We start from the raw sequence: 17,848 nt of genomic DNA, 5'->3' as shown, positions 1-17,848 counted from the left end.
ACATGATAATGGAGAAAATTCCAGAACTAGATGCGATTTCACTCGGACCAGATATGTTCCATGTTCACACACCAGATAAGCATGTAAGCATTCATTCCGTTGTGAATAACTGGGAAACAAAGTCGTTGATTTAAATAGATTTGAGATGGAAAAAGGGTTGTCTCATAAGTCAGTGTAACTGGCTTGTGGACAGCCTTTTTTATGAGTAAAAATTCAACTGCAGTTTTTCATTTTATAATAGAAGATTGCGTTTTTTACTCATGTTTGTTTGTATATTGAAGAATAAACTTAACATGTAAACAAATTGAAAGGAGCAAATATAATGAATGCACTATTATCTGTGAAAAATGTGACAAAGATTTACAATGAAAATCAATTACCGGGACTTAATAAAGTATCTTTTGATATTGAGTCGGGGGAATTTGTTGGTATTATGGGAGCCTCTGGATCTGGAAAGACAACTTTATTAAACATCCTATCAACGATTGATACGCCTACAGATGGAGATGTTTTGATAAAGGGCATCAATATTAAAAAATTCAATGATAATAAATCTGCAGATTTTCGGAAGAATCATTTAGGATTTATTTTTCAAGAGTATTTCTTACTCGATAGTTTAACAGTAATGGAAAATATTGCCGTGCCACTTACTTTGCTACATAAATCTCCAAAAGAAATTGAATCATCTATATATAGTTTAGCAAAGCGGTTTGGAATACTTGAACAATTATCTAAGTACCCTAGTCAACTTTCAGGGGGACAAAAACAAAGGGTTGCAGCAGCAAGAGCGATTGCGAAACAGCCAAGTATTTTATTCGCAGATGAACCGACTGGCGCATTAGATTCAAACTCTGCAACAGAGCTACTCCAAAAATTAAGAGAGGTAAATGAAGAACTTTATACAACAATATTAATGGTAACCCATGATGCTTATGCAGCAAGTTTTTCAAGTAGAATTTTAATATTTAAAGATGGAAATATCATAAAAGAATTAAGAAGAAAAGGACAAGGGAGAAAAGAATTTTTTGAAGAGATAGCAAAGGAAATCACTAAAATTGATGAAAATCGATATAACTAAGAGTATGAAAGGAAGGCATGACTGTGGGATTATTAACAATAGCAAAAAAGAATTTGAAGAATAATTTTTCCTTCTATTCGTTCTATTTCGTTTCAGTAGCTTTTGTGCTGATGGTGTTTTTCGCCTTTATTTCTTTTTCCATGAACGATATGATCATGGAAAAGATTTCGTCTGATGGTAGAGTCGAAATCATGTCGAGAACGGTAGCAATCTTTGTTATGGCGTTTGTACTTTTCTATATGTCATACTCCAATACTTTCTTTATGAAAAAAAGAATGAAAGAACTTGGAATTTATTCGCTCTTGGGGTATCGAAAATCAACAATGCTTAAACTATTAACTTTTGAAAATAGTATAATTTGTTTTGGTGCACTAATTGTAGGCATTGCTTTTGGTGCTATTGCTCATAAAGGAATTGTCGAAGCGATTGTTGGAGTACTAAAATTGCAAATTGATACTTCTGAAGTTCCACTTATTAATCCAAATGCGGTACTATTCACTTTTGTTTTTATATTTGCTGTTTTGACAGCTTTATTATTATCGAACTGGATCATTCTTCGGAAAAGTTCTTTACTGGCTTTGGTATGTATAGAAAAAAAGGAAGAAAAAAAGGTGAGAATCAGTACAGCATTCGCATTCCTTGGGTTAGTCTTGATTTTAATTGGTTACTTCTTTGCTATTGATATTACAAGAGGGACGAAATCATTTTGGAAAACAATAGGGTTTTCACCGATTGCACTGTTAACAATGTTAAGTGTAATACTAGGGACCATTTTCTTTATTCATTCTTTTTTACCATATGCTATTCAAAAATTGAAGAAAAAGAAAAGCTGGTTTTATAAAGAAGCGAATATAATTATCATTCCAAACTTTGTGTTTAAAATCCGTTCGAAGGCAAAAACTTTAATTTTTTTAACTTTATTAGTGGCAGGAACTCTGGCTATATTCGGTTCTACTTTACTAACTCTTTACTATCCTGTTGCTGCTATAGAGCGTATCATGCCCTCAGCTATTGAGTTTCCAGTTGAAGATAAACAATTGGCCAATAAAGCGATGGAAATTGTCCAAAATACTGTTGGTAAAGAAAATATGAAATATAAAGAAACAACTATGATTCATGCTACATCCTCTTCTGACAATTTACCTAAAGAATATAGTGAAAAGAAAGAGCATGGTTTTGATCTTATTTCCGAGTCGGATTACAAAGAATTAATACATATGCAGGGAAAAAATGTGGACTTTGAGAATTTAGCTGAAAATGAAAGTATTCTAGTAAAGTATAGACCTGAAAAAGAAAAGCTAGATAAAGGAAAAATATATACTTTGAACTTGGGAACTACAAATAGAATGGATGTTAAAGTTAAAGACACTACATTACTGAATCCAATTGGGTTTGCAAATAGTGTAGGAACTCTTGTCATTTCAGATCAACTATATAAAGAAATCAAAACCTTAGAGCATAAAGAAACAACTATGATGAGCTTTAATGGAGAAGGTATGAGGGGGAATAAGCAAGTTTATGAGAATGTAGCTCCACTATTTAAAAATAATATTTATTTTACAAGTAGCTATCAAAGAAATGATTATATTATTCAGCAGAATAGTTCAACATTCTTGCTTATTAGTTTTGTTACAGTCATCTTCTTTATAGCAACGGGGAGTATTCTCTATTTCCATAATCTTTCGAGCATGATGTCAAACAAAAATGAATTCATCATATTAAAAAGAATGGGGTATAACAAGAAAAAGATAAAGAGAATAGTAAGTAAAGAAGTTCTTACATTGTTTAGCATTCCATACGTAATAGGATTAGCACATAGCATTTTTGCATTGATAGCTTACAAAGCAGCTTTAATGGACGACTTATTAGGAAAAAATAGTGCTTTTATACTTCCTATTTTTTTTGCAGTAATTATTTTCACTTTAGTATATATAATTTATTATTTGTTAACAAAGCAAGCATGCTATAAAATTATCTTTGACAATAAAAAGTAAAAATTCCTATATAAGGCTAATAGTAGTAAATAAGCATTAGCCTTATATGGATTTAAGCTAGTAAAGGTAAGGGAGTTTATGAAAAAGTATTATGAGCAAAAACAACTTCTCATCTTAATTAACCAACTGTGTATGATCATTTTTTTATGCTATGAATTTTCGCAAAATAATATTTTAGGAACAGCAAAGTTGCTTCCATTGTCACTTATAACTATTTTGGTTATTTACGGGGCTTACATTAGCTTTGTAAACATGAAAGAAAATAGTACGCTATGGAAGTTTTCTAATTTGCTAATTCTTACTTCATGGCAGTTTATATTCACACTTAGTAAAACACAAATTTTTTATACGTTAAGTACGCTACTTAGCGTAGTGATTCTTTATCAGACAGCACAGTTTTTTCTCTGTTTCTTTTTTCAAGATTCTACTTATATGTATAAAAAAGAAAAAGACTGGATTTTACAGATTATATGTTTATTGACATTGATTGCGAAATTGATAAACGATAAAATGTTCGCCATTTTATTTTTATATCAATTTGTTTTAAGTTTTATTTGTATTGTTTTCTTACTTTTGAAACATCGAGGACGAATCAAGTTTATCTTAAAAAGCGAAAAAAATCATTTACTTAAATCTTTTGCTGTTCTGATTTTTTTCTTTATTGGATACGCCATATTTTTTGCAGACAACCCTGAATATTTAAGTAATCTAGCATGGTATATCATGATCCTTTTCCCATTATTTAGTATCCATGCAGTTGCTTTTAAAAATCATAGGTTTATAAAACAGTATTTTCTTTTAAAGGAAGGTAAAAAAGGACTGATTCTTTTCTTTTTTCTAGTTTGTATTATTTTACTTGGGCTATTGTTTAAGTTTAATATGATTGCCTATTTCATCATCATACATACGACTTTTTGGTTCGTGTTACTTTATTTCACCTTATTATATAAAGACATTAAAAAAACAATATTAAATTCAGATACAGGAGGAGAAAAAATTAAATCAGAAAGTTTTTATGCTCAAAACCTCGTACAGATCACTAAAGAGGAAAATTTAAAACGTGATTTTTCTAATTATTTGCATGATGAAATTTTACAAGATATTTTAGCCGTTAAAAATATGATGAATAAATCTAACAATGAGGAGATTCATGAAATAATTGTAAAAACGTTAGATCACTTAAATTTGTCTATACGAGTACAAATGGAAGAGTACTATCCAATACTATTAAAGACACTCACTTTAAAAGAAAATTATAGTAATTTACTTGAAATGGTGCAGCAAAAAAATAGAATGGAAAATATTAATATCACTTTTAATTGTAGTGAAAAATTATTTTTAGTTGAGCCCTATGAACTTGTTATATACAGAATTTTAAAAGAATTAGTGACAAATGCATTCAAACATTCTAGATGTTCAAAGCTAATTGTGAGTTTGAAACAAGAAAATGACGAAATAGAACTCATAGTAAAAGATAATGGCATAGGCTTAATGGTTAATGAAAAGCAGATTTCTAATGACCATAGAGGATTGAACTCTATCAAGGAACAGCTGCTTTTATTAAACGGTAAAATGACAATTTCAGAATGTAATCCTTCTGGTTTATGTGTTGCTATTCTTATTCCTATGAAGGGAGATGATTCCTATGAATATTTTATTAATAGATGATCACGCTTTATTTGCCAAAAGTTTGGAGATAGCTTTGGAAGATTATCCTGAAATAGATCATTTTTATTCATTACAAAGTATTGAAAAGGTTATCGCAATGATCAATGAGTGTAAGCCAGATATTATATTAATCGATATTAATTTAAGTAATATTAGTAATGAAGATGGTTTAGGTGTAGCAAAACATATTTTAGATAGCAAATGTGATACGAAAATAGTTATATTAACAGGATATGATTTGCCAGTTTATCGGTATGAAGCTCAAAAAATCGGTGTAAGTGGTTTTATTAATAAAAACATTATGCCAGATAAGTTGTTGCAGATTTTAATTGAGATTAATAAGGGTATTTGTTATTTTCCAATGTCTACGGAATATGTTGAGGAATTAACTAATAGTGAAAAACAAATTTTACAATTATTATGTGATGGATATAAGCGTAAAGAAATTTCTTCTATTTTATTTGTAAGTGAACGCACTGTTTCAAATCATATTCAGCACTTATTTAATAAGCTGAATGTTACTTCTTCGTTAGAAGCTGTAACGAAGGGAATAAAATTAGGGTATATTCAGCCTAATTATTAAAAATAGTTATTTGAACTAATAACTTTAAGCAAAAAAGGGATGTGACATATGGGAGTAAATTATTTGTATGCACATTCAACGAAAAACTGAGCTCGAACTGATAGTTATCGCTTATACCTTCTTGAAACAAGTGGAAAAAAACCGCTTGTTTCAAGAAAAAAATATACAAAAAAAAGAACACCCACAGAGAAATGTATTTTCTTTGTGGGTGTTCTTTTTTAAAAGGGAATTTTGAGAGACCTTCTTTTGGTTATCTTAAAGGTGTCGAGTTTTAAAAGAATTATCATATTTATAAAAATATGTAACCTACTACTAAAGTTGTAAAAAATCTAGTCAATATGTAGCAAGTATTATTAATTGAAAAAATGTAAAATAAATTTAAGAATCAAAATGTTGGAAGGGAGAGAGAGAAAACAATTGGATAGAGAAAATAATAAAAAACTTGTGGTAATCACTGGGATAACGCAAGGATTAGGTCGGTCATTAATTGACCGTTTTTATGAACTAGGTTGGTTGATTGTTGGATGTGGTCGTTCCAAAAGTAAGATAGAACAAGTCAAGAGACAATTTGACAACAAACATGATTTTCAATCCATTGATGTTTCGGACGATAAGGCTGTTAAAGCTTGGGGAGAATATATTCTTCAGCGATACGGTGCACCAGATTTACTTATTAATAATGCCTCTATTGTAAATAAAAATGCAACGCTTTGGACTATTTCTTCGAAAGAATTTGCAAATGTTATGAACATCAATGTGAATGGTGTAGTCAATGTGATACGGGCATTTGTACCAGCTATGATTCATAATAAACGAGGGATCATAATCAATATTAGTTCAAGTTGGGGACGTTTCGGTGAGGCAGAACTTGCACCATATTGCGCTTCCAAGTTTGCTATAGAGGGTTTAACTCAATCAATGGCACTAGAATTGCCGAAAGAACTGGCAGTAGTTGCACTAGATCCAGGTGGAGGCATTTATACTTCGATGCTACAATCATGTGCACCAGAGTATGTATCGAGTTCTCCAACTGCCGAGGCTTGGTCACATGTTGCTGTTCCGTATATGCTTAGCATTACATCAAATGATAATGGAAAATCCCTTACTTGTCCTAGGGTTTGCTAAATTCACTGGTTGAATAATGATTGGTGTTAATGAATAAGAAGGTGTAAAGAATGACGAAAAATTCTCCTTTAACATATAAAGATTTATTAAAAAATAACATTCCATTTAGAAATTTATTTTTTGCATTATCTATCAGTACATTGGGTGATTGGTTTTACTCTGTAGCCCTTATGGGATTCATATATAAAACTACTAATTCACCTCAAGTAGTTAGCATGATATTGTTAGCAGGAGCCTTGCCGAGGCTTTTGTTCAGCCCTTTTGTAGGAGTCTTTATAGACCGCTTTAATAAGAAAAAAATAATGATAATAACAGATCTTTTTAGGGGATGCTTAATTATATTGGCGATTCCTTTTTCAAATTATCTACCAGCTTTGTTTATACTGACTATTTTGAACTCAGTAACAAGTATATTTTTCACCCCAGCAAGGCAAACAATTATACCTGCCATAGTCCATGAGAATGATCTTGCTATAGCTAATTCTCTTTCTAATGTGATTTATGGAGCGATGGGAATTTTGGGTGCTTCATTAGGCGGGGCATTAACGGCATTGATTTCTTATAAATTTGCTTTTTTAATTGATTCTTTATCCTTTTTTCTTTGTGCTTTAATCGTATCATTTACTGCAATTCCTTTAATAAAAAACAGCACTCAATCACAGCAGAAGACTTACATGCAAAGTATAGTAGAAGGATTTAGATTTATTTTACAAAATAAGATTGTATCAGCTTTAGTGTTTGTTGGTATGTCTTGGGGAATTGTAGCAGGGGCCTATCAAGTACTAATCATCATATATGCTACTAAAATTTTTCATGCAGAAGATATTGGTATTGGGATACTTTATTCAACTCAAGGGTTAGGTACATTATTTGGGAGTTGGATTGTTGCTAAATATTATAGTACAAATACAAACAAAATGAAAAAAGTGTTTGGATGGGCCTATCTCATTCAAGGGTTATTTTTCGTATTTTTTATCATTTCGAGCCAATTATGGTTAGGTGTAATTTTATTATTTATTATGCGAGCAGCTGGAGGATTAATCTCTCCTATAGATAGTACACTGCTTCAAAAATATACACCTAATGAAATGTTAGGGCGGGTTTTTACTTTTCATACTGTTACGTATTCCTCTTTTATGCAACTGTCTACTTTTTTCACTGGTATTTTGCTAAGCTACATTAGTCCTCAATGTGTCGGGCTATTATTTGGTTTGCTTTGTGTGATTGTGAGCTTATATTGGTTAATTGCATACTACACAAACAAATTGACTGAACCTGTTGGAAAGCAACCAAGTATAGAACGTTCTTGTTAGAAGGATTTACATATACTTTCAGTGAAGATATACAACTTCTTTAGGAAGATTGTATTTAACTAGAGTACTAAAAAATTTTACTTCAACAGAATAAGGAAGATCATCATTCAAAATAGATGATCTTCCTTATTTTGTCTGTATTTAGAATTCATACTTCCTCTAATAAATATAAATGTTTAGATATTCAGTTACAATTGCTTATTATATATTTTTGTTTATAAAAAATAAAAATTATTTATTTTCTCCATTCATTGCATACAAATAAAAAATATAATCAGTCGAAGTTCCTGTATAACCTAGCTGTCTTAACATAGCCGTTATATTCCCGCGATGATATGTCCCATGATTCACAACATGTTGAATCAATTCAAAGGCGTTCGTGTCTAATCGTCCAAAGTGAGGATGTTCAGGTGAAATGACTTTCTCAAAGTTTTCTTCACGGGCGAAAAAACCTTGATAATCTTCGGATAAAGTAAAAAATAATTGTTCCATTTCTTGAAGAGTTGTATCTTTTATTTTTTCTGTAAGCTGTATGGCAGATGTCTTCATCTCATCAAAAGGTTTTCCTAATAAAGTACCTAGCCAGATTGTATCAGCAATATACATATGTATAAACGTTTGTGAAATAGTAGGGAATACACTTTGTATTTTTGTAGACCAAACGTCCCCTGGTAATGTCTTTAAGTGTTCAAAAAGCCTTTTGTTAGCCCAAACGTGATAATTATAAGTTTGTAAGACAGAATGCTTCATTAAAAATTCCTCCAGTTTCAGTTGAATTCAAATTATAAAGAAATAGCTTACTTTAAATATACAACCAACGTTTATGACTTTCCTGTTAGAAACTATGAAAAAGCGGTTTATTAAGAGAAAAGGGGGATCTTTTCCTTTGCCCTGTATAGTTTCACGTCTCAAAGCAAAAAGTAACGTTGGAGGTGAGCAAAATGGGTCGAAAAATTAAACAGGATCCTTCAAGAGCAGGTCTTGGCTCTTCTCAAGTTGAAGGTCAAGGAACGACTACGAGCGAAACAGGTTCCGCTAAAGTTCCTTCATCAAATAAGAGGCAAAAACGTAGTTAATTATAATTAGTTATTTTTTCGTTGTTGAAAAAGCTTTTATGTTAAACAAGTGCAATTTTAAGATGAAAATTGCACTTGTTTTCATGCCCAAAATATGGTTGACAATATCAGACTACAAATGTAATATATTAGTTGGACTACATTTGTAATATCAGAAAGGAGAAAGCATACATATGAAAGAAATTCCTAAAATATCTGAAGCTGAGTTGGAAATAATGAAAGTTCTTTGGTCAAAAGCGCCTCAAACAGCAAATGAAATTATTAAAGATCTTGAAGGGAAAATGGACTGGAGTCCAAAAACAATCCGAACGTTAATTAACAGGTTGGTGCAAAAAGAAGCGATATTGGCCCATCAAGAAATCGGAAAAATGTATACATATACTCCTTTAGTTTCTCAAGATCATTATTTGCAAGTAGAAACAAAATCATTTCTTAAACGTTTTTATGGTGCAGCATTAAAACCACTACTTGTAAACTTCTTAAAGGAAGAAAAGCTTTCTCAAGAAGAAATTAATGAACTTAAACGTATTCTTGATGATAAAAGTGAAGCTGATCGAAGAAAAGAACGATGAGTATAGAAATTTTAAATAGTCGACTTATGCATGTTTTCAATTGGATATTTGAATCTTCATTAATGGCTAGTATTTTAGTTGGAATCATTTTATTTATTAAACTTGTGCTTAAAAACAAGTTAACGCCAAGATGGCAGTATATAGTATGGATTATCGTTATTTTTCGGTTACTTTTACCGTCTGCACCTGAAAGTTCGTATAGTATATATAACGTCTTCGTACCTAATCGTGAGATTACTCCTACTGTCAATGTTTCTAATGTGAATTATGAAAAGACAAATATTTCCGGTGAAGCAGTCACTATTGAAGGGGGAAAAGGGTCATTTAACCAATCAAAATCACAACATACAGATTACATTTTAATTTACAAAATTGGATTATATGTGTGGTTGTTTGGAGTTGTTGGTTTTGGAAGTTTTATGATCGTATTAAACAAACGTGTTTATAAGTACATAAAAATACAACCCCTTATTACTGATAAAAGAATTATGAATCTTTTTGAGCAATGTAAACGTACAATGTCAATTAAACGAAATATTCCTATAGTTGTATCTGGTAACATTTCAAGTCCAACAGTTCTTGGGTTTATAAAACCGAGAATCTTGTTATCTGAAAATCATATGAGAACGCTAGATGATGATCAACTGCGTTTTATTTTCTATCATGAATTAGCACATGTGAAACGAAAAGACGTTGGCATGAATTGCTTGATGAATAGTTTACTTATTTTGCATTGGTTTAATCCAATTCTTTGGTATGCATATTACCGAATGCGCGAAGATCAAGAAATTGCATGCGATGCACTTGCACTTACATATATCGATTTTAAACAGAGAATTGATTATGGGTATACAATTATCAATCTATTAGAAGACTATTCAGATCGTTATCAGATTCCTAGCTTAGCAAATTTAACAAGGAACAAGCTGGCACTAAAAAGGAGAATTGTGATGATTAAACAATTTCAAAAAAAATCGTATCGTTGGTCGCTATTGGGGATTACTGCTGTTATTTCCATATCAGCGATTTCATTAGTGAATGCAGAAGAACCTACTCAAAAAGCTAAAAAGTTATTTGGAGAAAATCAAAACGACAGACAAATAAGTATGGATGAAGAAGCACCAGATCCTGGACTTAGTATCACAGATATTTCGAAAAAAACAAAGAAAGAGCGCCATACCGTTGTCTTACCAACAGAAACTCATCGTAGTTTATTTAAAGAGGTATTTTGGAATCAATCGAAAAAAGGAGAATTTTACAAAGGGAAAATTCAAACAAATGACATTGATATTGACCAAGCTTTTGCAAACGAAACAGTAGAAATAAGTCCACTCCCTAGAAATTATAAAATGTATGCTTCTTTTAGTAGAAAGAACCCGTGGCCAGTATATATTTTAGGGAAATTAAAGGACGAAAAGGGGAATACGTATACTTGGAAACAACCCTATCAAAACGAGCATCCATATCAAGATCCTATATTACATTTGGATCATGTAGTGGATTTGCCAGATTTTGAAGGAGAAACTGCGAAAGTAGCTCTTCGTTTTATTTGGATAACTGATGAAGGGAAATGCTACGGAGTTGGCGATAAGTTATTTATGTTAAAAAACAAGAAACATTGACTGCAAAAGATCAGGAATATTCAGCATTGCCGCCTGTAACGAAATAAGATAAGAATGAAACTCTTTAAAAGAAGAGAGTATGGATTAGTAAGATAAAGAGCGTATGTATATTATTATTTCATGTTAATAGAGAGGTATTTTCAAGATGATTTTCCAAAAAAATAATTATCCATAATAGACTTTGTGTAAACAGAGTCTATTTTTATTTGCGTGATTCTTATGGGATGAAACAACTATATTTACATCAAAATGATAAAACATATTATTTTTGTACAGAGCAAGAATGTAATGTAGTGTACTTTAATGAAGAACAGCAAGTATTTATCAAAAACGATCTTAAAGTTCCTCTTTTTCAAAAAGATATAGAAGAAGATGTGCCTGCTTATTACTGCTTTAATTGGACACGAGCACGTATTCGTGAAGAAATAAAGCAAACTGGTAAGAGCCAAGCTGTACAAGAGATATCAATGCATATTAAAGATGCGAAGTAAATAATCCTCAAGGATCTTGTTGTCTAGGAAACGTATCAGCGTTTATAAAGCAAGTTGAAAAATAGTATGATTAACTTCCGCTAACATTAGTTATGTGAATGAAGCAAAAAATAGCTAGAGCTCGTAGTAGTTATATATTTCAACTCTAGCTATTTTCGTTTATTCAGAATCAATAAGGTTAACAGCCCTAATTTTCATGTCAGGTTGTTGAGTTAATATTTGTTGTTTTGCTTCTTTAACATCACTCGCTTGTACTTTTTTGTAATATACAACTCCTTTAGGACATTGATATTCAACATTATAGTCTTTCTGTTTAGAGTCCATTTTTATTTCTCCTTACATTATGTGAATTTTTTAGGGACTATCTGTTTTGATGTTTTAGATATATTTGTTAAAAATATCTTCTTATAATATCTCTACTTATAAAAAGCTCAAAAAGAACGTTATACTTTCGATAGCTTACTTAGTTTTATAAAGTTATCTTGTTCCGTTTCTTTACCTGCCGTAGCACAAGATAACATAACAACCCAAGCGGGCCGAACATTAGGATAAGGAATAAGAGTATAGACTGCAACGGTATAGATACATACCGATGTTCCATGTTATCCCTATAAACGTAATGGCCGATTGCCTGATCGAAACAAAGTAAATGAAGCCAGACGAGTAAGGCAAAGTCCGATTTGGATAACAGTCGGATGACACCCTCCGCTGACCCGAAATCTTGAACGAATCCAAAGCCTGATTCTACGATAACCATGATGATCCCAATAGCATAAAGTGTAGCGAGATACATAGGAAAAATGGCTATGCCCGCGAGAAACCTTGTGACTCGCCACGTCGGTAACAGTATCAAAAGAAGCCAGAGCAGTATAGCTATGCCCGCAAGAGCAAACAACTTTTCATACATCGTTATAATTCCCCTCTCCAGGAAAATATTGTTTTAATTTCTATGTGATGATGGATTGGCAGACATCGGTTTCGGTCTCAGCAGTTTAAATACAGCGGAAACGAATATGGCAAGCCAAATGAGCAGCATGGCGCCAGAAAGAATCGGCAGCACTGTCAGTTCAAAAACGGAACGTCCGAGGATGGTTTGTAAACCAATCAGTACGATGGAAAGTGTCCAGGCGAAACTTCCAAAATGAATTCGCCGCAGGGCATGCCTACTACATGTATATGCCCGCTCCGATACCCATCCTAGCAACGTTAGTGCTTGCAAAGCATGAAAGCTGAGCCCATGAAGGACAATTAAGTTTCCTGTCTCGCCCACATATCGGCTTTGCAGCGCGATCATCCATATTCCTGAGGCAAAGGCAATAATGCCCGAGAAAAGTGCATAGCGGATGCCCAATACTAACAGCGGACGTTCATTCGTCTGTCTCTTGCGATAAAACGGGATGGCAAGCAGTACTGTTACGATGATGATCAATAGCGAATCAAGTCCGAACAAAGTGCCGGAAATCGAATCGATAGCAGAGCCGGCACGCGTAAACCGTGGATTAATCCCGCGAAAATGCTGGATTGTTTCGACCGCATAGGCATATAGAGTTGTCAGTGTGAAAGTCCAACGAATAGCTGCCCGTTTGCGGGAACTCAGCCCTGCTATCGGTAAAATGGCTGCTATGGACAAAATAAACAATGCGATCGCGGCATTGAAAGAAAACGCTCGTTCCAAGTCGCCTTCTGGAAAAATGATTGCCCCGTATAGTCCAATATATACCGCAATACCAACTGCAAGCACAAAGCCAAGCATGCTAATAATTACGAGCAGCTTTTCTCCATCAAAGAGCTTCATCCCCGGCACTGTGTCGATCTTTTGATTGCCTGCCTTCATCAATTGATCATTCCTTTCTCATGATTTCTTTTAAGGGAAATGACTTTCATATTTTATTAACGAATAAATAAAATATGAATAAAAAAGGCAGCACTGTTACTACTTGGCTGAAACAGAGGACTATGCAAAATTAAGTGCAATTGATCATGACATGAACAGCATCTATCAAAGTGTGTAGGAAAACCAAAGGATATTGCACAAGCATGTCTTTATTTAACAGTTAAAGAAAATAATTTTGTTACAGGTAGTAACCTTGTTGTAGACGGTGTTTCCTCTACGAAAAGCTTCCAATACAAGGTAAAACAAGTAAAGGAAGGGATTAGCTATAGAACCTAGTCATACATTTATAAAGAAAGAGTAGCTATCTTTCCATTTTGATATATCAGCTCTTTCTTTATTTTCTTACCGAATAGAACTTTATTACATGTGAATTTGAAATAAAGTTACGATGTTTATCAAAAAGATGCGATGCTCTAATCCTTTGGAGATGGTAATCTAAAGGGATGTTTTTATAGTGGAAAGGAAAAGAACAGCTGATTTTGAGTGACGATAAGTTGTTACGTTAAAGGGCAGGATAGTGTAATAACATTAGTAACTTTATTCAGAAATAAATACTGTAAATAATGAAAATGTAAAAAATTGGCGGGAGAAACAATATCTAAATGATTAAAGGGAGGAAGAATTATGTCAAATAACGCAAGAACAAGAAGAATCATTTTAGATTTAGCAGTTACTTTAGATGGTTTTATTGAAGGGAAAAATGGGGAAGTTGATTGGTGCATCATGGACTCTGAGATGGGGTTTATTCATTTTTTAAATCAAATTGATACTATTTTATATGGAAGAAAAAGCTACGATTTATGGGGACAATTTACTCCAGAAATTGAAGATGCTAGTACTGAAAAGGAAATTTGGGGGTCGGTTCATAATAAGGAAAAATATGTGTTTTCCAGAACGCAAAAAGGAACTGATAATAAAGCAATATTCATAAATAATAATATTTTTGAAGAAGTAAATAAACTAAAGAATAAGCCTGGTAAAGACATCTGGCTTTATGGCGGAGCGAGTCTTATTACAACTTTTATCAATTTAGGGCTTGTTGATGAATTTAGATTATCTGTTCACCCTGTTATTTTGGGAGAAGGAAAACCGTTGTTTATTGATATAAAACAGAGGTTGAATTTAAAAATGGTTCATACAAGAACGTTCTCCTCTGGCGTTGTGCAACTAATCTATCATTTGAATGGGAATTAATAATATTGCACATTCAAAGATAAAATACAATAAATATCATTAAGAAATACTCGATAGTAATTGTCACTTTGTCAACAATAAGGCGCGATTCTTGAATAACATAAGTAGAGAATGATTAAATTCTTTTATAAAAATCCAAATATAAATTTGATAAGGAAGAATCCATTTTGATCAATCTTTTTTTAAATGGGTTCTTTTTATTTATCGTAAAATAAGGGTTTGCGAGGTATTTTTGTTCAAACTTTATTTCAAAGCTACATCTTCGGTTTACTCGTATACAATTAAACTGTCTGTCATTTTAACAACGTTAGGAATGTTTCATGCAGCACAATGTCATTTGTGTTGTATGGCAAGAAGAAAAATTACATTAGAAAAGAGCCGGAATTCCCCCTGTTAAGAATAAACCGATCCTATAATAGTTAAAGGACGAAAAAAAAGAAACATAGAAGCGAAAAACCTCTGTTTTTCTTTTTGATTAATATATAAATTCAAATTAAAAACCTGACATAAACACCTTTTCTTTTTAGATGGTCGAGAGTGTCTGGCCAAGCGTAGAAGCGGTCAGGGCCTTTTTCCTCCACGTGCGAAGTTCAAACAAAGAGAGGAAGAAAGTAAAAGGTTATTTTTTGTTCAGCATGGCGGCGACTTGTGTGTTGGAAAGTCAAGTTGTAATTATATATTCATTGGAAAATATTCCTTTTCTACCCTGTTATAGAAGCTATTTTGAACGTAAGTAATTTGTAAGGAATGGGTAAGGAAAAAGAAAGTTTCATTGTATATGATAAAAATATAACGAGACGTGAAAGGCGGAACAGATATGACGTATATATGAAAAGTAAACCAGTTAATAAGAGTGTTTCAAGGAAAAGAAGTAATTTATAGGGTTAGCATACATGTGGAAAAAGAGGGGATTTACCGTTTTTTAGGACAGAATGGTGTTTGTAAAAATAACTAGTATGAAGATAATTACGAATTCAATGTTGAACTTTTGATATTAGTGGAAATGATAGCTGTGTGGTTAGTTATACAATATGAATAGAGGAGAGGAATGCTTTATGAAAATACGTAGTAAAATTACATTTGTAAGTCTGTCCCTGTTAATAGCTGGAAGTTCCCTGCTATACACATCACCAACCTCAATTGTAAAAGCAGAAAATGTATCTAGTTCGTTACAAACAAGCACTCAAAGAGATCGTAATTCCGTCAAGCAAGCAATGAGGGATACATTGCAATTTGGAATCCCAGGGATACTTGCTAAAACTTCCGAGGATGGAAAAACGTGGGGTTATGCCGCTGGGGTAGCGAATCTGAGCACCAAGCAACCAATGAAAACAGATTTTCGCTTTCGCATTGGCAGCGTGACGAAGACGTTCATCGCAACGGTTGTACTTCAATTAGCTGGAGAGAACCGCCTGAATCTAGACGACTCCATCGAAAAATGGTTGCCTGGTGTTATTCAAGGAAACGGATATGATGGTAACCAGATTACTATCCGGCAGATATTGAACCATACAAGTGGTATCGCTGAATACTTAAAGTCACCAAGCGTTGATTTGATGAATACAAAAAAATCATATACCGCTGAAGAAATAGTGAAAATTGGACTTTCTCTACCTCCAGACTTCGCCCCAGGAAAGGCCTGGTCCTATTCAAACACAGGATACGTGATACTGGGCATCCTTATTGAAAAAGTAACCGGGAACAGCTATGCGGAAGAGATTGAAAATCGGATTATTGAACCGCTTGAGCTGTCAAATACATTCCTACCTGGCAATTCAAGCGTTATTCCAGGCACCAAGCATGCCCGTGGATATGTCCAACCAGACGGAGCAAGTGAGCTAAAAGACGTTACTTATTATAACCCAAGTATAGCTAGCTCGGCTGGAGATATGATTTCTACTGCTGACGACTTAAACAAATTCTTCTCATACTTACTCAGTGGCAAATTACTGAAGGAACAGCAGTTAAAACAAATGCTTACTACAGTTCCTACAGGAAGTGCTGAAATCAGTGGATATGGTCTTGGGATCTATGAAACTAAGCTTCCAAACGGTGTCTCGATATGGGGACACACAGGTAGTATTCCAGGGTTTATTACTCTTGTTGGGGGTACACTTGGAGGCAAGCATACGTTGGCCGTCAATTTGAACAGTATGGGCAAAGCTAACTTTAAAAATATTTTACTTGCTGAATTTAGCAAGTAGGCAAAAAGGAAAACCGAATAAATTTTGGGGTTTTTGGAATTCCAGCGGCAATTCAACGCTATTAAGCTAATAAAACAAAATCCTCCCTAAAAGTAGGAAAGAACGCCATCCTTTATCGTAAACTTCTTACGATAAGCATAGCGTTTTTCATTTTGAGGGTATGATTTTCGCTTTGCTTGATGGGCATGTGATACTACCTCTATATATAAGCTCTTATTATACCTTCACTTACAAAACATTACAAAACTGTCATATTGATGTAAGGTTATTAGATAGTTCATATACTATTTCGATGTAATAATGAAAGTATAAGAAATACACACCTAGAAAAAATATAATAGAACTAGGTAACTGTAAGATAATTTTAAAGCTGTCATTTATACTTTTTGCAGTTACTTGACGTTTACTTTCTAAATGTTAACAATAAATAGGTGGATTTGTACGAATTTAGGGGAGATGAAGAGATGTCGATAAAAAAAGCTTTGTTATTCATGTTTATGCTGGTAATTGGTTTAACAGGCTGCTCTATGATTGAAGAAGGTAAGAATTCAATTAACTATGCTCAAAAGGCAATAGACTATGTTAATGAAATGAGTGCGTTTGCAAATGAAGCGCCGGGATTAGTAGAAAAATCAATCAACGATGGTGCCGCCCGCAAAGAATTAGAAACTAGACTCAGAGAAATCCAAAAGGATATTCCAGCTTTTAATGAATTGACACCTCCTGATGTAGCAAAGGATATACATCAGCAAATTGTTAGATATAATGAAAAGTTAAATGAATTAATTAATACAACTATGAAGAAGGTAGAAGAAGGAAAAATGGATGTAGAACAATTCAAAAACTCAGAGCTTATGCAGACAATTCAACAAATTCAAGACTTAAAAGATAAGATTCAAAATTTAGGTAAGTAAATATAGTCTGAAAAAATCCCGTTATATATAACGGGATTTTTTACAGGCTGTGGAGAAAGTATTCTCCGCAGCCTGTTTTTGTGTCTGAACCTCTTTTTATCTGTCAACACTGATAAAAAA

The 17,848-nt window shown here is 33.0% G+C and carries 18 protein-coding genes and 1 pseudogene; 15 read left to right on the top strand and 4 right to left on the bottom strand.

The genetic code is table 11. The features are described from left to right. Positions 1-8 precede the first annotated feature (8 nt). From PLX19_RS17095 to PLX19_RS17065, 7 genes are all read left to right on the top strand, one after another. Positions 9-134, top strand: coding sequence for a hypothetical protein (locus tag PLX19_RS17095; protein ID WP_272189946.1), 126 nt, complete (start codon positions 9-11; stop codon positions 132-134). A 188-nt stretch (positions 135-322) separates the two neighbouring features. After that, positions 323-1,078: an ABC transporter ATP-binding protein gene (locus PLX19_RS17090; protein WP_272189945.1), complete on the top strand. Its 756-nt coding sequence runs from the start codon at positions 323-325 to the stop codon at positions 1,076-1,078. 23 nt (positions 1,079-1,101) lie between these two features. Continuing rightward, a complete protein-coding gene (locus PLX19_RS17085) occupies positions 1,102-3,072 on the top strand; it encodes an ABC transporter permease (RefSeq protein ID WP_272189944.1) in 1,971 nt (656 codons plus the stop codon). A gap of 78 nt (positions 3,073-3,150) precedes the next feature. Beyond that, positions 3,151-4,740 carry an ATP-binding protein gene (locus PLX19_RS17080; RefSeq protein ID WP_272189943.1) on the top strand — a complete coding sequence of 530 codons (1,590 nt, stop codon included), beginning with the start codon at positions 3,151-3,153 and terminating at the stop codon, positions 4,738-4,740. Beyond that, a complete protein-coding gene (locus PLX19_RS17075; RefSeq protein ID WP_272189942.1) occupies positions 4,709-5,323 on the top strand; it encodes a response regulator transcription factor in 615 nt (204 codons plus the stop codon). Before PLX19_RS17080 ends, PLX19_RS17075 begins: the two co-directional genes overlap by 32 nt. A 390-nt stretch (positions 5,324-5,713) precedes the next feature. Beyond that, entirely contained in the window at positions 5,714-6,448 is a 735-nt protein-coding gene (locus PLX19_RS17070) for an SDR family oxidoreductase (protein ID WP_272189941.1), read from the top strand. A gap of 50 nt (positions 6,449-6,498) precedes the next feature. After that, positions 6,499-7,761, top strand: a complete 1,263-nt coding sequence (locus tag PLX19_RS17065) for an MFS transporter (RefSeq protein WP_272189940.1) — start codon at positions 6,499-6,501, stop codon at positions 7,759-7,761. A 231-nt stretch (positions 7,762-7,992) separates the two neighbouring features. Here the strand turns inward: PLX19_RS17065 and PLX19_RS17060 are convergent, their stop codons facing one another. Next, the gene (locus tag PLX19_RS17060) at positions 7,993-8,511 is read right to left on the bottom strand and encodes a DinB family protein (RefSeq protein WP_272189939.1); all 519 of its coding nucleotides are present in this window, start codon (positions 8,509-8,511) and stop codon (positions 7,993-7,995) included. A 191-nt stretch (positions 8,512-8,702) separates the two neighbouring features. Here PLX19_RS17060 and PLX19_RS17055 point away from each other — a divergent pair, with 191 nt between their 5' ends. The 4 genes from PLX19_RS17055 (at position 8,703) to PLX19_RS17040 (ending at position 11,522) form a co-directional block, all read left to right on the top strand. After that, positions 8,703-8,837, top strand: a complete 135-nt coding sequence (locus PLX19_RS17055) for a YuzL family protein (RefSeq protein ID WP_090911455.1) — start codon at positions 8,703-8,705, stop codon at positions 8,835-8,837. 173 nt (positions 8,838-9,010) lie between these two features. Then, positions 9,011-9,409, top strand: coding sequence for a BlaI/MecI/CopY family transcriptional regulator (locus PLX19_RS17050; protein ID WP_272189938.1), 399 nt, complete (start codon positions 9,011-9,013; stop codon positions 9,407-9,409). After that, the gene (locus PLX19_RS17045) at positions 9,406-11,031 is read left to right on the top strand and encodes a M56 family metallopeptidase (RefSeq protein WP_272189937.1); all 1,626 of its coding nucleotides are present in this window, start codon (positions 9,406-9,408) and stop codon (positions 11,029-11,031) included. The genes PLX19_RS17050 and PLX19_RS17045 overlap by 4 nt, the downstream gene beginning before the upstream one ends. Positions 11,032-11,255: 224 nt before the next feature. Next, positions 11,256-11,522, top strand: coding sequence for a hypothetical protein (locus tag PLX19_RS17040; protein ID WP_272189936.1), 267 nt, complete (start codon positions 11,256-11,258; stop codon positions 11,520-11,522). A 159-nt stretch (positions 11,523-11,681) separates the two neighbouring features. Here PLX19_RS17040 and PLX19_RS17035 read toward each other — a convergent pair whose 3' ends face one another. From PLX19_RS17035 to PLX19_RS17025, 3 genes are all read right to left on the bottom strand, one after another. After that, complete coding sequence (locus tag PLX19_RS17035; RefSeq protein ID WP_272189935.1) at positions 11,682-11,846, bottom strand: hypothetical protein; 165 nt, start codon at positions 11,844-11,846, stop codon at positions 11,682-11,684. A gap of 145 nt (positions 11,847-11,991) precedes the next feature. Next, positions 11,992-12,429 carry an ABA4-like family protein gene (locus tag PLX19_RS17030; protein WP_272189934.1) on the bottom strand — a complete coding sequence of 146 codons (438 nt, stop codon included), beginning with the start codon at positions 12,427-12,429 and terminating at the stop codon, positions 11,992-11,994. A 33-nt stretch (positions 12,430-12,462) separates the two neighbouring features. Then, positions 12,463-13,356 (bottom strand): hypothetical protein, encoded by an 894-nt coding sequence (locus tag PLX19_RS17025; RefSeq protein ID WP_272189933.1) that lies wholly within the window; start codon positions 13,354-13,356, stop codon positions 12,463-12,465. 109 nt (positions 13,357-13,465) lie between these two features. Here PLX19_RS17025 and PLX19_RS17020 point away from each other — a divergent pair. The 4 genes and pseudogenes from PLX19_RS17020 to PLX19_RS17000 all read left to right on the top strand — a co-directional run. Beyond that, positions 13,466-13,692 (top strand): annotated as a pseudogene (locus PLX19_RS17020) (SDR family oxidoreductase); the annotation flags it as partial. Between the two features lie 348 nt (positions 13,693-14,040). Next, on the top strand, positions 14,041-14,610 hold the full coding sequence (locus tag PLX19_RS17015; protein WP_272189932.1) for a dihydrofolate reductase family protein: 570 nt from the start codon (positions 14,041-14,043) through the stop codon (positions 14,608-14,610). Between the two features lie 1,055 nt (positions 14,611-15,665). After that, a complete protein-coding gene (locus PLX19_RS17005; protein ID WP_272189931.1) occupies positions 15,666-16,814 on the top strand; it encodes a serine hydrolase domain-containing protein in 1,149 nt (382 codons plus the stop codon). Between the two features lie 464 nt (positions 16,815-17,278). Beyond that, positions 17,279-17,728: a DUF6376 family protein gene (locus tag PLX19_RS17000; RefSeq protein WP_272189930.1), complete on the top strand. Its 450-nt coding sequence runs from the start codon at positions 17,279-17,281 to the stop codon at positions 17,726-17,728. Positions 17,729-17,848 lie beyond the last annotated feature (120 nt).

The sequence above is a fragment of the Bacillus sp. BP-3 genome (assembly GCF_028401955.1).
Taxonomy (GTDB): domain Bacteria; phylum Bacillota; class Bacilli; order Bacillales; family Bacillaceae_G; genus Bacillus_A.
The sequence above is the reverse complement of the archived record's forward strand: the minus strand, read 5'-3'. Positions and strand labels throughout refer to the sequence as shown.

What these genes read in the sequence shown, in the direction of transcription:
- PLX19_RS17095 (WP_272189946.1), top strand. Translation starts at nt 9, where the DNA reads ATGGAGAAAATTCCAGAACTAGATGCGATTTCACTCGGACCAGATATG.
- PLX19_RS17090 (WP_272189945.1), top strand. Translation starts at nt 323, where the DNA reads ATGAATGCACTATTATCTGTGAAAAATGTGACAAAGATTTACAATGAA.
- PLX19_RS17080 (WP_272189943.1), top strand. Translation starts at nt 3,151, where the DNA reads ATGAAAAAGTATTATGAGCAAAAACAACTTCTCATCTTAATTAACCAA.
- PLX19_RS17075 (WP_272189942.1), top strand. Translation starts at nt 4,709, where the DNA reads ATGATTCCTATGAATATTTTATTAATAGATGATCACGCTTTATTTGCC.
- PLX19_RS17070 (WP_272189941.1), top strand. Translation starts at nt 5,714, where the DNA reads ATGTTGGAAGGGAGAGAGAGAAAACAATTGGATAGAGAAAATAATAAA.
- PLX19_RS17065 (WP_272189940.1), top strand. Translation starts at nt 6,499, where the DNA reads ATGACGAAAAATTCTCCTTTAACATATAAAGATTTATTAAAAAATAAC.
- PLX19_RS17060 (WP_272189939.1), bottom strand. Translation starts at nt 8,511, where the DNA reads ATGAAGCATTCTGTCTTACAAACTTATAATTATCACGTTTGGGCTAAC.
- PLX19_RS17055 (WP_090911455.1), top strand. Translation starts at nt 8,703, where the DNA reads ATGGGTCGAAAAATTAAACAGGATCCTTCAAGAGCAGGTCTTGGCTCT.
- PLX19_RS17050 (WP_272189938.1), top strand. Translation starts at nt 9,011, where the DNA reads ATGAAAGAAATTCCTAAAATATCTGAAGCTGAGTTGGAAATAATGAAA.
- PLX19_RS17045 (WP_272189937.1), top strand. Translation starts at nt 9,406, where the DNA reads ATGAGTATAGAAATTTTAAATAGTCGACTTATGCATGTTTTCAATTGG.
- PLX19_RS17040 (WP_272189936.1), top strand. Translation starts at nt 11,256, where the DNA reads ATGAAACAACTATATTTACATCAAAATGATAAAACATATTATTTTTGT.
- PLX19_RS17035 (WP_272189935.1), bottom strand. Translation starts at nt 11,846, where the DNA reads ATGGACTCTAAACAGAAAGACTATAATGTTGAATATCAATGTCCTAAA.
- PLX19_RS17030 (WP_272189934.1), bottom strand. Translation starts at nt 12,429, where the DNA reads ATGTATGAAAAGTTGTTTGCTCTTGCGGGCATAGCTATACTGCTCTGG.
- PLX19_RS17025 (WP_272189933.1), bottom strand. Translation starts at nt 13,356, where the DNA reads ATGAAGGCAGGCAATCAAAAGATCGACACAGTGCCGGGGATGAAGCTC.
- PLX19_RS17015 (WP_272189932.1), top strand. Translation starts at nt 14,041, where the DNA reads ATGTCAAATAACGCAAGAACAAGAAGAATCATTTTAGATTTAGCAGTT.
- PLX19_RS17005 (WP_272189931.1), top strand. Translation starts at nt 15,666, where the DNA reads ATGAAAATACGTAGTAAAATTACATTTGTAAGTCTGTCCCTGTTAATA.
- PLX19_RS17000 (WP_272189930.1), top strand. Translation starts at nt 17,279, where the DNA reads ATGTCGATAAAAAAAGCTTTGTTATTCATGTTTATGCTGGTAATTGGT.